Source organism: Scytonema sp. UIC 10036 (genome assembly GCF_009725235.1).
The window spans coordinates 1-14,745 of record NZ_WJFC01000145.1; the positions used below are offsets into that span (position 1 = coordinate 1).

The 14,745-nt window shown below is 40.7% G+C and carries 10 protein-coding genes and 1 pseudogene; 10 read left to right on the top strand and 1 reads right to left on the bottom strand.

All coding sequences use genetic code 11. The features are described from left to right. Nucleotides 1-88 precede the first annotated feature (88 nt). The 7 genes and pseudogenes from F7734_RS42650 (at nt 89) to F7734_RS42680 (ending at nt 8,675) form a co-directional block, all read left to right on the top strand. Complete coding sequence (locus F7734_RS42650; protein ID WP_155750433.1) at nt 89-886, top strand: MlaE family lipid ABC transporter permease subunit; 798 nt, start codon at nt 89-91, stop codon at nt 884-886. Between the two features lie 213 nt (nt 887-1,099). Further along, nucleotides 1,100-1,486, top strand: coding sequence for a DUF3119 family protein (locus tag F7734_RS42655; RefSeq protein ID WP_155750434.1), 387 nt, complete (start codon nt 1,100-1,102; stop codon nt 1,484-1,486). Between the two features lie 98 nt (nt 1,487-1,584). Further along, nucleotides 1,585-2,889, top strand: a complete 1,305-nt coding sequence (locus F7734_RS42660; protein ID WP_155750435.1) for a DUF3086 domain-containing protein — start codon at nt 1,585-1,587, stop codon at nt 2,887-2,889. 111 nt (nt 2,890-3,000) lie between these two features. After that, on the top strand, nt 3,001-3,693 hold the full coding sequence (gene plsY / locus F7734_RS42665; protein ID WP_155750436.1) for a glycerol-3-phosphate 1-O-acyltransferase PlsY: 693 nt from the start codon (nt 3,001-3,003) through the stop codon (nt 3,691-3,693). 904 nt (nt 3,694-4,597) lie between these two features. Further along, nucleotides 4,598-7,909, top strand: coding sequence for a pre-peptidase C-terminal domain-containing protein (locus F7734_RS42670; protein WP_155750437.1), 3,312 nt, complete (start codon nt 4,598-4,600; stop codon nt 7,907-7,909). Nucleotides 7,910-8,001: 92 nt separating this feature from the next. Further along, nucleotides 8,002-8,196 (top strand): annotated as a pseudogene (locus tag F7734_RS64420) (hypothetical protein); the annotation flags it as partial. A gap of 272 nt (nt 8,197-8,468) precedes the next feature. Further along, entirely contained in the window at nt 8,469-8,675 is a 207-nt protein-coding gene (locus F7734_RS42680; protein WP_155750439.1) for a hypothetical protein, read from the top strand. A 56-nt stretch (nt 8,676-8,731) separates the two neighbouring features. Here F7734_RS42680 and F7734_RS42685 read toward each other — a convergent pair whose 3' ends face one another. Continuing rightward, complete coding sequence (locus tag F7734_RS42685; RefSeq protein ID WP_155750440.1) at nt 8,732-9,100, bottom strand: EamA family transporter; 369 nt, start codon at nt 9,098-9,100, stop codon at nt 8,732-8,734. Nucleotides 9,101-9,178: 78 nt separating this feature from the next. On the opposite strand from F7734_RS42685, the gene der reads away from it, so the two are divergent. From der to F7734_RS42700, 3 genes are all read left to right on the top strand, one after another. Continuing rightward, nucleotides 9,179-10,540 (top strand): ribosome biogenesis GTPase Der, encoded by a 1,362-nt coding sequence (gene der, locus F7734_RS42690; RefSeq protein ID WP_155750441.1) that lies wholly within the window; start codon nt 9,179-9,181, stop codon nt 10,538-10,540. Between the two features lie 93 nt (nt 10,541-10,633). Beyond that, the gene (locus F7734_RS42695) at nt 10,634-11,557 is read left to right on the top strand and encodes an energy-coupling factor transporter transmembrane protein EcfT (RefSeq protein WP_155750442.1); all 924 of its coding nucleotides are present in this window, start codon (nt 10,634-10,636) and stop codon (nt 11,555-11,557) included. Nucleotides 11,558-12,053: 496 nt separating this feature from the next. Beyond that, entirely contained in the window at nt 12,054-14,243 is a 2,190-nt protein-coding gene (locus F7734_RS42700; RefSeq protein ID WP_155750443.1) for a hypothetical protein, read from the top strand. Nucleotides 14,244-14,745 lie beyond the last annotated feature (502 nt).

The following is a 14,745-nucleotide window of genomic DNA, read 5'->3' on the forward strand; positions in this document are numbered from 1 at the left end:
CAAGGGGGACAAGGTAGAATGCCTCAAGTCTAATATCCAACGCCCAATGGCTAATGACAAATGACAAATGACTATTGACTAATGACAAATGACTAATGACACATCTAAATCCAGTTTAGGAATATGGAGTCAGCGATTGCTGGCGGCGACGTTCTTGAGTGGACAAGTCATGTTTCACTTACTGAGAGGAAAAATCCATCGGCGTAACACTTTAGAGCAACTGGCAGCAGTCGGACCTGATTCGCTGTTCATTGCTTTATTAACAGCTATTTTTGTTGGTGCAGTATTTACCATCCAGGTAGCAAGAGAGTTTATTACCTTTGGTGCTGGTAATATTGTTGGTGGAGTTTTAGCTGTGGCGTTGACAAGAGAACTCTCACCTGTGTTAACAGCAGTTATTATTGCAGGGCGAGTTTGTTCGGCATTTGCAGCAGAAATTGGAACAATGCGGGTGACCGAACAGATCGATGCTCTTTTAATGCTAAAGACAGACCCGATTGATTATCTTGTCATCCCTCGCGTACTGGCTTGCTGCATTATGCTGCCCATTCTAACACTTCTATCCTTGGTAACGGGGATGCTCGGGGGAATGCTGATTGCAACAAATATATACAATCTTTCAGATAGCGTTTTTCTAGACTCAGCCCGGAATTTTTTGAACACCTGGGATATTTTGAGTGCAATGGTAAAAGCGTGTTGCTTTGGGGTTCTCATTGCCGTTATAGGATGTAGCTGGGGACTAACGACAACAGGAGGAGCAAAAGGAGTAGGACAATCTACTACAACTGCTGTTGTGACTGCCTTATTGATTATATTTATTAGTAACTTCTTTCTTTCTTGGATAATGTTCCAAGGTTCAGGTAGTGCTTTTATGCAGGGGTTTTAGGAATTTTGGATTGTGGATTTTAGATTTTGGATTGAGCGGAGAAAATTACTTTGCAAAGCCCCCAGTCCTTATTTCTCCGAGCCCAGTTCCAAATCTCTACTCCTTCATCCCCAATCTAAAACCCTGTAGTCTATCCAACTGTTAAACTGATTACTTGACACAACTTGTCACAATCCAAAATCCAAAATCCAAAATCCAAAATCCACGCATCCTATGGCTACTTCATACACCTCCAACTTGGTATCAACGGTAGAACTCAAGCCCAGTTACAATATACCTGTGGTGCTAGTCATTGCAGCAATTCCACTGCTTTTCGTGCAGCTAGTGGTGGGCTTATTTGTGACACTGCTTGGCTTGTTTCTCATGTTTCAGGCGGTAACAATACGTTTGAAGTTTACTGCTACCGACTTAGAGATTTACAGAGGGGAAAAATTAATTCGCTGCTTTCCCTATCGAGAATGGCAAAACTGGCGCATATTCTGGAATCCAGTTCCCATCTTGTTTTATTTTAAAGAAATAAACAGCATTCACTTTTTGCCAATTATATTTGACCCCAAAACCCTAAAAGCTTGTTTAGAAGAACGCTGTCCGCGTAATTAGTGTTAAGTCATCCTTAACGAATGCACGTAGCACTTAGGGCTGTATATTGCTGAAAGTTATTAACTCGCATCCGTATAAAGTTAAACTATTGTTATTTTATGAACCCAGAGGAATTTCAAAGACCACAACCAACTGATGAGCCATTGATGACAAACCAAGAGCAAGAAATAAAATCTGAACAACCAGAAAAATCATCTGTGGAGTCGGTGGTAGAAATATCAGCGCAAAATCCCCAAGTTGACACAAAACAAGATAGACTTGCTTCTGTTTTGCCTGTATCAGAAGAACCAGCCGATGTGACAGTTGGAACAACAGAAGAGTCAACCACTGAGGTCATGACGCAGTTAGAACAAGAAATTACCGCCCTGGAGTCAGACATAAAATCAGAATCAGATTGGAGTCGTGAAGAAGCAAAAGCCTCTGAGCGATTGCAAGAGTTGCAACGCCAAGAACAAGCACTTAGAAGAGAAATAGCCAATCTACAAGCATCGTACAAAACCCTCCAATTGCAATTGGGGGAAACGCAAATGGCGATGTCTCAATTAGTACAAGAAGCTTTGTCTCAATTAGAACAACGCAAACAGGCGCTACAAATTTCTGTAGAACAACTGGAACGCCGTCAAGAACGTATTCGTAACGAAATGCGGACTACTTTTGCGGGTTCTTCCCAAGATTTAGCGATCCGGGTACAAGGTTTTAAAGATTACCTCACAGGTAGTTTGCAGGACTTAGTCGTCGCAGCAGAACAGATGCAACTGGTGCCACAATCAAAACCAGAACCAGAAGTGCTTGAGGTGAGAGAGGTTAGATCGGAAGCCAAGCAGAAGGAACCGCAATCGATAACGCCTCAATTTGCCCAACAGCAGTTTCAGGATACAATTAAACAAATTCGCCGTTTGATTGACCAATACCGTACCAAACCAGATTACTACGGTCCGGCTTGGCAACTGCGTCGCACCTTTGAACCAATTCACGCAGAACGAGTATCCAATTGGTTCTTTAACCAAGGGGGGCGCGGGGCTTTACGTACAATGGGCAGTCGGTTACAGAATATTTTGATTGCCTCAGCAGTGATTTCAATATTACATAAGCTTTATGGCGATCGAGTCCGAACTCTAGTATTAGCGAATACACCAGAACGCCTGGGAGAATGGCGACGGGGTTTGCAAGATTGCTTGGGAATAGGTCGTCCTGATTTTGGACCAGATAGAGGCGTGGTATTGTTTGAGACACCAGAAGCTTTAGCACAAAAAGCAGAGAGACTGGAAAAAGCCAATTTATTGCCCTTGATTGTTATTGACGACTCTGAAGAGCAAATTAGTTTAGCATTGCTGCAATTTCCGCTATGGCTAGCTTTTGCACCCGATCCTAAAATGATGAGAAATTATGATGATGATTTTTAATGGTTAGTGGTTAGTGGTTAGTGGTTAGTGGTTCAACTAACAACTAACCACTAACAACCAACAACTAACAACCAACAACTAACAACCAACAACTAACAACTAACTTTTTTTATGACTACTTGGTTAAGTTTGTGTGGGGCGATTTTGGTTTTGGCTTACCTACTGGGTTCCATACCTACCGGATATACAGTAGCTAAGCTTCTTAAGGGTATTGATATTCGGGAAGTTGGTTCTGGCTCGACTGGTGCAACCAATGTACTGAGAACTTTGGGGACTGGACCGGGGGCTTTTGTTTTACTGGTGGATTGTTTGAAGGGAGTCTTGGCAATAGTTCTGGTTTACTGGTTTTTTGACTTTTCCCCCAGTCAAAACTTTGTTCCGCCAACGGTGGATCTTCAATTATGGCAACCTTGGATGGTGACTTTGGCTGGTTTATTTGCTGTCTTGGGACATAGCAAATCCATATTTTTAGGCTTTAGTGGTGGTAAATCGGTCGCTACCAGTTTGGGGCTTTTGCTTTCTATGAATTGGGTGGTTGGTTTGGCAACAGCAGGTGTGTTTGCTGTTGTTGTGGCAATCTCTCGGATTGTTTCTTTGAGTTCGATTGCTGGTGCGATCGCAGTTCCTATTTTGATGGTACTTTTGCATCAACCACTAGCCTACGTTTTATTTGGTGTTGTTGGTGGTTTGTATGTCATTTTGCGTCACAGCAGCAATATTCAACGTTTGCTAGCTGGTATTGAACCAAAAATTGGGCAAAAGGTACAAGTTGAAGTAGAAACCACTGCGAATTCAGCTGGTTAATTAGGGAGCGGCTCTTACCTTTTTTCTGGGTATACTCGTAGTCCACCACATGAATTTTGATGGGCAGTCGAAACTTCATACCACCTCGTACCACCTCGTTCCCAGGCTCCGCCTGGGAATGTCTTACTAGAGGCTCCGCCTCCAGTGTTAATTTGTTACCTCTGCAGAGCCTCGTTGTCTGCATTCTGTGCTTGAGGCACCGGATCGAGAGTGGGGAATCTACCCATCAAATTCAATTTTGATGGGTGAAACGATCTTCAGAATCATCTTCTTTTCCTCTGACTTCGTGCTCTTTGCGTCTTTGTGGTTTTTTTCATCACCCCTCAAAGTTGGTGTGGTGAACCACTACTAGTGGTTCACCACATTAATTGCGATCGCGATGGCAGTTCCTATTGTGATGCTGCTTTTGCATCAACCACTACCCTACATTCTAGTTGTACACAAAACGTAAGTGAAAATACGCAAACATCAACGGTCTATTTTAGGTAGTAATACAGATGTTGTAGCGCTGAATTTACCTTTTCCAACTTATCAAAAATTACAATATGTCCTTTTGCCCTCTGTCCTCAGCCCTGTGCCTTTATTTGGTAAGATCGGTAAATTTACTATTATGTTATATGAGAATTCCAGCTTAAACTTAACCTGAGAAATTTGAGACAAAAAATCATAAAACATAACTGAATAAAGCCCTCAGTTTTTCTGACCCTAACAGGCATATTGTCCTATAAACATTACTTAATTACCTGAAGATTTATCAGTTTTTGTTTTCGATAAAGAAACATCTTTTATCGAATAAGCTTTGGCTGTCTTTATTCGTACATCAGTGTTATCAAAACTCTGATGGCTATAGTTTTGTGCTGATTTTTTTATCAAATGAATTCAGTTTAATTATTAGGGATTGCTCATGTTAGACATTAATTCTTTGTTTGACGAAAGCTATTATTTAGCTAATAATCCAGATGTCCAACAAGCTGTATCTGGGGGTTCTTTCGCTAATGGATTAGCTCATTTCAATCAATTTGGAAAGTTTGAAAATCGCAATCTTTGTGCTTTTTTTGATGGCACTTATTATCTAGAACAAAACCCTGATGTAGAAGCAGCAGTTGAACAAAAAATAATCACTGCTATCGATCACTTTATAGCTTTTGGACAAAAGGAACAACGCGATCCGCTTGCTGAATTTTCCACAAATAACTATCTGCAACAAAACACAGATGTAGACACAGCAGTCAAGGGTGGTATGATGACTGCCTACGAACATTTTGTTAAACATGGTCAATATGAAGGACGAAACCCCGGAGGAGATTTTGTTACAAATTTTTATTTGCAACAAAACACTGATGTAGCAAATGCTGTGACATCTAAGCAATTAACTGCAATTCAACATTTCCTGCAATATGGTCAAAAAGAAGGAAGAATGCACAGTAATATTGCTCCAGGATCTACATTAGAGGAATCTTTAGAAATTAAGACTTTAACTGGAAATCGTATTTTCTCTGGGTCTGTTTCTGGTGAAAAACCTCTTGATATTTATAGCTTTACTCTCAGTAAAACTTCTCTAGTTAATCTGAAATTAGATGGACTTTCTGCAGATGCAGATATAAACATAGCACGAGACTTCGATGAGGACGGAGAGATTAATTCTTCTGAAGAGTTAGACGCTTCCGAACAAGAAGGAACAACGGCAGAAAGTTTATCCCTTAACTTAACTCCAGGAACTTATTTCGCTCAGGTGTACCAGTATGAAGAAGGACAAAATACACCCTATCGTCTCAACTTACAGGCCACCCCATTTCTCACGCCAGCAACCAGCTTGAATAAATCCCTCAAAGGTGCTGTTTCTTTGGGAAGTATTGGCGGAGTTGATACATTTCAAGGAACCCTAAATAAAGTTGCACCTGTGAAACTTTATAACTTCTCACTAGATGAGAACCGCGATTTTTCCTTGTGGTTAGAAGATGTAAGCGCCAATGCTAGTATCCAACTCATTCGTGACTTTAACAACAATAAAATTATCGATAAGAATGAAGTCATTGATGCCAAAACTGCTACAAGCGATAGTCCAGGAGTCATCAGCTTTAATCGTCAAGAAGCAGGTAGTTATTTTGTTTTATTACAGTCTCAAGGCAACGATACAAATTACCAATTGACATTAGAAGCACCAGGTAGTTCTAGCACAGGTGAAGAAACTATCGAATTAATTGGTAGTCATGAAACCGTAGAAGGGAATTTGTCTTTGGGAGACACACCGAATCCCTTAAATCCTAGCAGTCCATCAATTGATTACTTGCTAACTGATGTCGTAGCAAATCAATCAGTCACTATTAATTTGACTTCCTCCCAATTTGACACAGCTTTGCAAGTCGTCACACGCGATACGGGTGAACTCATTGCCGAAAATGATAATTTAGCACCTGGGAACACTAATTCTGCCCTTTCTTTCACCCCAAAAGTCGGTGAAGATTACATCATTCGCGTCACTAGTTTTGCACCAGTAGCAAATAGTACAGGAAGCTTTACCTTAACGACAAATACGACTTCGCCAATCGTCGGAAATTTAGTTTTTGGACAACCAGCTATTAACGGTAAGTTGGTTGCTACAGATTTAATTCGTTCTACTCCTGCTGGAGAATCACAAAACATCACCGATGACTATTTGTTGACAGGAATTAATGCCGGACAACAAGTCAAAATCAATCTTAACTCTACTGAGTTCGATACCTATTTAGAATTAGTGAATCGAGTCACGGGAGAAGTGATTGCGGAAAATGATGATATTAGTAATACCTCTGACCGCAATTCCCAACTCATTTTTACAGCACAAGCAGGAATAGAATATGTCGTGCGAGTCACCTCCTTTGACGATAAAGTTACAGGAAATTATACCCTCAGCGCTAGTGCTCTTAGTTCTCAGGTTTCAGTTCTTGGTAGTTCTCAGGTTTCAGTTCCTAATGCTTTCGCTAACTTCCTCACTTATATAAAAGCTCCTGAGGTAAAAAATATTGTTAGTACTCATGCTGCCGATGGTGAATTAAACCGTAATGAGATGTTGGAAATTTACAAACAAGTGGAAGCTGATAATACAATTAGCCAGTTAGAATTCGATGATTTGACTACTTTGGTGAAAGAAACAACTGTCTTCACAATGCCAGATTCTGTCCGGTTTTTATCTAACAACGTAGTTCAAGGTAGCAAAGCTGGTATGACTGCGATTGATTTTGAAAATAACTTAGTGGGCAAATGGTTTAAGGGAACTCCGGAAGGTAGTACTGTAATATTTACGGCAAAGTACGATAGCAATAAAGTTTACAACTATACTTATAAAGCAGTCCAAGGTAATTTATTTGGTGCTAATGGTCCAACAATTGGCGATATTGCACAAAACCCATTTGGTAACTGTTACTTTGTTGCTGGACTCGGTTCTATGTTTGGGCAGCAGCGTCCCCCTAAAGGTACCACAGATGACAATCCTTTCCGTGGAACGACGACAGCTCAAGCCATCAAAGACATGATTGTTGAAAACAATGACCCTGATGGCAGTACTTCTTACACGGTTCGCTTCTACAATCGTGAAGGCAAGGCAGAATACGTAACTGTTGATAAGCAGTTAATTACTGAAAACCAACTAACCACAATACAATATGTTGATGAGCAAAAAAATCCCATAAGAACCGAAACAAGAAGCAAAACAATAATCGCTGGTTCTGCCAGAAATACCGAGATAAACGATCCTAACAATGTACTTTGGGTTCCAATTCTGGAACGTGCTTATGCACAGTGGTTGGGTAGTTATGACAAAATGGGGAATGGCGGTAGTAGTGCTATAGTTCAGTATCACATTAAAGGAGTTGGCGATACTGTATTGTATAGTCGAGGTAAAGGCGCAATACCTTACGCATTGAAAAAGCCAGAAGTTACTTTCCAGACTCTGTTCGATGCTTTTCAACAAGGTAAAAGCGTTACCGCAGGTAATTCTTACAAGGGAAATAAAGTATTTTTCTCAAGTCACGCTTATGCCGTGACTGATGCTTATTCTGATGCCAATGGAGTACAGCACGTTGTGGTGTATAATCCTCACGGTCAAGATGTTGGCGCTGACGCTGGTGTAGACGGAGAATATAAAGACATCCGAGTTACATCCCCCAGACTGGATGGATTTGTTGATGTGACATTTGACGAGTTCCGCGAGACTATGAGCGAATTCAGGGTTCTGTAGTTAACTTAAGTTGCTAGTTAGCCTTTCGCGATCGCACTACGCGGGCAAAAGGAATCTAAAACCCAGGCGATCGCGCTCTTTGTCCCCAGGACGCGATCGCAGTTCTTATTTTGATGGTACTTTTGCATTAACCACTCCCCTACGTTTTGTTTGACATTATTAGTGGTTCGTATGTTATTTTGCATCACAGCAGTAATATTCAACGTTTGCTTGCTGGAACAAACCACTGCGAATTCAGCTGGTTAATTGGCTTGATTCTTACCTCTCTGTTAGCAGGGAGGTTGTAATTACTGTTGACAAAATAAGCAAAACTTGTCAAATGTAATATTAATAATAACTTGTGTTAAAATTGGTGAAATATATAGCTTTTTTGTAGGTAATTTATTCTTCCAACAAATGAATAAGGGTTAATCTGTATCATCCTCTGCCAATCTTTAACAAATTTTTACCATCTAGTTGAGATATTACGTTTGGATGAACGGACTGGCAACATATATATTTTTGCTGGAGAAGAACTCCAAATCGAAGTTTATCGTGATGGGACATGGATTTTCTTGATATGAAACCAAATTTTGACATCATGACCAAACCTGAGTTACGAGCTTATGTTCTAGCTCATAGAGACGATCGAGAAGCTTTTTACAAGTTAGTAGATCGTTTTAAAGCTGATTCAAAAAACCAGCCACGGCATCCATTTCCAAAATCCTTGGCAGAATTGGCACAGGTAGAAGAATTAATACAAGAACACTTAAGAAATTTAGAGTAATAATAAAGTCTTGTAAAATATTAGATCATTTATTGCGATCGCACTCCTCATTGCTGTTATTTTTGCCAAACGACTAATATCACTCCACTAACAATTAAACCCAAGCCTACTATACGTACAAGAGGAATTGACTCTTTGAATATGAAGTAACCTAACAAAACTGAGAAAATATAAACTAAAGATGCAGACGGAGCAGCAACACTCAATTTGACTCTAGTCAAAAGCAGTATGTAGGCTAAAGCACCTAAACCGTAACACGCTAGGCCAGCTACTAATTCAGGTGTTGTAGCTATGCTGAGAATATGACTTACCGTGTTGGCTGAATTCACTTTTCCCAACTTAATTGCACCTAACTTTAAAAAAAACTGCCCTGCCACACTAACCAAGACAGACGTTAATAGCAAACAGAATTCTTGCCAATTCATACAGTTTCATCAATTTACGTACAATTTAGTCTAAGCTAGCTACAATAAGGATTTGGAGCATCGTACACCTTTATTATTATGCGTCTTCCTATCGTAGCTATTATTGGTCGCCCCAATGTGGGCAAATCTACCTTCGTCAATCGTCTTGCCGGAGAACAATCTGCTATCGTTCATGATGAACCGGGTGTGACTCGCGATCGCACTTACAGAGAAGCTTACTGGAACGGTCGTGATTTTTTGGTTGTAGACACGGGTGGTTTGGTATTTAATGACGACACGGAATTTTTACCGTTGATTCGCCAACAGGCAATGGCAGCTCTGCAAGAAGCAAGTGTTGCTATCTTTGTAGTGGATGGTCAAACAGGACCGACACCCGCCGATGAAGAAATTGCTGAGTGGTTGCGCCAACAACCAGTTCCAGTTATCCTGGCTGTAAATAAATGTGAATCTCCAGAAAGCGGTTTAATTCAAGCTGCTGAATTTTGGGAATTGGGCTTGGGGGAACCTTTCGCTGTTTCTGCCATTCATGGAAGTGGAACGGGAGATTTACTCGATTTACTTGTAACTTATCTCCCCGACATTCAGGATATTCCCGCTCTTGAAGAAATTAAAGTAGCAATTGTGGGAAGACCAAATGTTGGCAAATCTAGTTTGTTGAATGCTTTTGTGGGAGAAGAAAGAGCGATCGTTAGCCCAATTTCAGGCACAACCCGCGATGCTATTGACACGGTTGTTGAACGCGACGGGAAAACGTATCGCTTAATTGATACAGCCGGGATTCGTAAAAAGAAAAATGTGGAATACGGACCGGAATTCTTTAGCATTAACCGTGCTTTCAAAGCAATCCGTCGCGCTGACGTGGTTTTATTGGTCATAGATGCCCTTGATGGAGTCACCGAGCAAGACCAAAAGTTGGCTGGACGCATTATTGAAGATGGTCGCGCTTGTGTACTGGTTGTTAATAAATGGGATGCTGTAGAAAAAGACTCTTACACAATTTACGATTACCAAAAACATTTGGAAGAGCGACTGCACTTTACTGAATGGGCAGAAATCATCTTTGTCAGTGCTTTGACTGGGCAAAGGGTGGAGAAGATTCTAGAATTGGTTGATAGAGCGGCCCAATCCCACAAACGTCGTGTGAGTACAGCAGTTGTTAACGAAGTTTTGGAAGAAGCTGTCGGCAGACACACTCCACCCGTTTCTCGTTCTGGTCGTCAGGGTAGAATTTATTACGGGACTCAAGTTAGTACTCAGCCGCCTACAATAGCATTGTTCGTTAACGAAGCTAAACGCTTTAACGACAACTACCGCCGTTACATTGAGCGGCAATTCCGCCAGAATTTGGGCTTTCAAGGCACTCCCATTCGCATACTATGGCGCAGCAAGAAAACCCGTGATGTCGAAAGTACTAATGCAAATCGAGCTACACGCGTTTAGAATGATGAATTATGAATGATGAATTATGAATGATGAATTATGAATTCAGGATTCTACATTCATAATTCATAATTTATAATTCATAATTATACTATGGATTTACTCCGATCGCTTCCAATTGGTCTTTACTTAGAACAACCACAAACTTGGCTGCACAAACTAGACCCGCGTGTCAAGTTTTTTTGGTTGATGAGTTTTCTGACAACTTATTTGTACGCCAATTGGCAATGGCGCGTTCTGTTGGTGGTTATATTAATTCTGGCAACTTTAATTGCTCGAATTCCCAGACGAGTTTGGGAACAGCAAATGGGTTGGCTGTTAGCTTTGTGCTTTTTTGTACTTGTGATTTTATCTGTTAGCCCTGATGGATACGGGATAAATTATCATCCACGTTTGCCTACCAAACAACAAGCAGTGGCGAAACAAGCAACTCCCTCCCCTGCAATAGCACCTCTACCGGGAAGCACGCCGCAGGATTATAACTACGTATTGTTTGATAAAGCACCTGTGAGAGTCACTCGCCACTCTTTGGATTTAGCTATACGTGTTAGTACAATGGTATTTACATTAATTTATAGTACAAATTTATACTTATTAACAACTGCACCAGAGGAAATTACAGCAGCTATAGAAAACTTGATGCAACCACTGCGAAGGTTGAAAATACCCGTTACTGAACTCACTTTGACATTGACTTTGTCTTTGCGGTTTATTCCCCTTGTTTTAGAAGAAATTCAAAACTTAATTCGTTCTATTATGACAAGGGCAATTAATTGGAAGAAGTTGGGATTAAAAGGAGCAGTGAAAGTTTGGTTGCTGGTTGCAGAAAGACTTTTGGAAAATTTACTCCTCAGGGCAGAACAAATGGCAAATGCGATGATGGTAAGGGGTTTTACCAGTCCTAGCGAACATCGGGTACAGTGGCACAATTTACGATTGGGAAGACGTGACTGGCTGGCGATCGCGTTTTTAATCTTGTTTTGGGGAGTGCGGCTGGCTATTGGCACGGAAGTATAAATTATTATTGATAACCTTGTATTGTTGTTTACAATAGTGGTATCGTCATAAAGATAATAAATCTTATTCAGGGTTGCACATCTAATTAATATAGCTCTGATTTTTGTTGCAGAAACCATAATCTGCACCAAGATTAATAGTAACTAGTAACCAGCGATCGGTCAATTCTCACACGGAAAACTAGAGAATTTGAACAATCAATCAATTTGTTTTTTCATAAATAAATTTAGGGGCTTGTAGCCTCTGGATAACTGGTTAATAAAATTACAACAAGATTGTTAGTTTAGATCGAAGCCAAAATATAATTTCTCTAAAACTAGACTGTTTGTGTAAATTCATATAGTTTGGCAGTCTAAGATTTTAGTCTATCAAATAGTTAACTAAGCGATTGTAGCTACGTATTGTCTTGGAACGGTAGTGTGCAATCTGTGAATGTCTGAAGTGACCCCCAGTCTCTCACCCACTGTCCATTAGCAAAACTGTTGGAGTTAGAATTATGGCAGACAACATTTTAACCGAAAGCTTTACAGGTAGCGATGTTACCCAAAATACCTGGATATTTGGTCGCGCTGGAAACTCTCTTGACCCTTTTCTAACTGCTCGTAGCGGATCGGCACCAGTGGGGGGTTTGCCTGGTGGAGCAACGGCAATCGATGCGAACGGTAGTGGTGCCCTCCGGCTGACCAATAATGAGCAGTTTCAGAGTACCTTTGTCATTTACGACCAGCCCATCAACAGAGCTAGTGGTCTTTCCATTAACTTTGACCTCTACTCCTATGGGGGAACTGGTGCAGATGGAATCAGTTTCTTCTTGATAGATGGAAGTGCAAATCCAACCACAGCTGGCGCAGTTGGTGGTTCGCTTGGTTACTCTTCGAGGAGTGTTGACCCTATTGGAGATGGCATAGTTGGAGGTTATATTGGTGTTGCCTTTGATGAGTTTGGTAACTTTTCTGCTCCAGAATATGGTTCGGGTGGTCCGGGCGTCTCTCCAGATTCTGTTGCTATCAGAGGGAGTCAGGCAACAAATTACAAATATCTGATAGGAACTACAGTGCCTTCTGGCACCAGTATTGATAACCCTGGTAGTGGTGCAACTCGCGATAATTCCAAACGAAACGTTCAGATTGACATCACTCCACAAGGGTTGGTGTCGGTTCAGATGGATCTAAATAACAATAATGTTTTTGATGACAATGAAAAACTGATTACAAATTTTGATGTGACTGCGGCATCAGCAAACAATGCTGCCTTACCGCAAACTTTTAAATTTGGTTTTTCAGCAGCAACGGGCGGCTCGACCAATTTCCATGAAATTAACAACTTTAGCACGAATACCCTCACGGGTTCATACATTCCTTTGGTGAACTTTGCAACTACCAATGTGAATACTGTCCCGGAGAATGGTAACTTAACAATAACTGCCCAACTCGATCGCCCAACTTCAAGTGAAGTCAGTGTACCTCTGACTTTATCGGGTACAGCAGTTAACGGTGTTGATTACAATATTCCCACCTCTATTACCTTTGCACCAAATCAGCAAACAGCTAGCGTCACCCTGACACCTGTAGATAATACAGGGCTTGCACCTAATAAAACAGTTGCGATCGCATTGGGGACACCAATCAATGCCCAACTCAGCCCTCAAAACAATTCTTTTACAGTCACAATCCTCGACAATGATGACCCCTCATTACTCGGGTCTTTCAATTTTGAAAACCAGCTCCGCGTTTTGGTCAATCGAGGCAATGACCTGGTCAACCTGTTATTTGATAACCAGTATTATCTAAATAATAATCCTGATGTAGCGACTGCTGTTGCTAACGGTCAATACAGCAGTGGTTTGCAACACTTCCAACAGGTTGGGCAGTTTGAGGGTCGCGACCCCAGTGTAATATTCAATAACAGCTTGTACTTAAGCCAGAATCCAGATGTAACAGCAGCTGTTGCTAATGGGCAAGTTCGCAGTGGTTTTGAACATTTCGTCAATTTTGGATTCAAGTCTTACGAACATCGAGATTTAAGAATGCTATCGTTTGACGAAGGTTACTACTTAGCCCAAAATCAAGATGTATTTGCAGCAGTCAAAGCAGGGGGATTCGATAGTGGGTTTGAACACTACCTACTGTTTGGACAAAAAGAAGGGCGCAATCCCAGTCTTGAGTTTAATGAAGCGTTCTACTTAGCTAACAACCCGGATGTCAATAGTGCTGTCACTCAAAGCGGGTTTCAAAGTGGGTTCGATCATTACGTTCGGTTTGGAATATTTGAGGGACGCAATCCCATCAGTACTTTTAACAACAGCCAGTATCTGTCTACAAACTCAGATGTAACGGCCTCAGTCACACAAGGTAACTTCTTAAGAAGTGGAACAGAACATGCTGTCCGGTATGGAAAATATGAAGGGCGAGCTTTCTTACCACAGGTATTTGACGAACAGTATTATTTGACGCAAAACCCAGATGTGGCTAGTGCTGTTGCTCAAGATACATTGACAGGTGGATTAGACCATTATACTTTGTACGGACAACGAGAAGGTCGTCGCCCCAGTACTTCTTACGATGAAAACTTCTATTTGACCAGGTACTTAGATGTAGCTAGCGCGGTTGCTCAAGGAGTCTTCAAGAGTGGGTTTGAACACTTCATCTTGTTTGGACGAGCTGAAAGTCGATTGGGCGTTGGTTAACTGGTAAAGTTAGCAGTTTTTATGGATTGTGAGGGGGAGAAAACACCCTTAGGGTAGTTTCTCTACTTTATTTTGCGTGTTTATACTTAAAAATGAGTTTCATAGTTAAAATACAAGACACATAGTTGCTTCGAGTTACGTTTATATATTTAGATATAAGAGAAATTTTTTATAGTTCAAAGCAATCAAATTATAAGAACTTAGAGTTTTACGAGAATTTATCATACCAGTATTTTTAAAATCCGTAAATTCACTATTCTCTTTTATAGAAACTGTAGCGTAGATTGAACCTAGTAAATTTGAGTTAATAGAATTATAAGACATAACTGAACTAAGCCATAATTTTTTTGACTCTAACAGCCATATATCTTAAATATTATTACTTCTTCTCCTAAAGAGTTCTAAGTTTGGGTTTCGGTAAACGAAAAATTTATCGATGTTTTTTGGTCTGTTTTTATTCTTAAGTCAGTCTTATTAAAGCTCTCGTAGCTAAGGCTTTTTG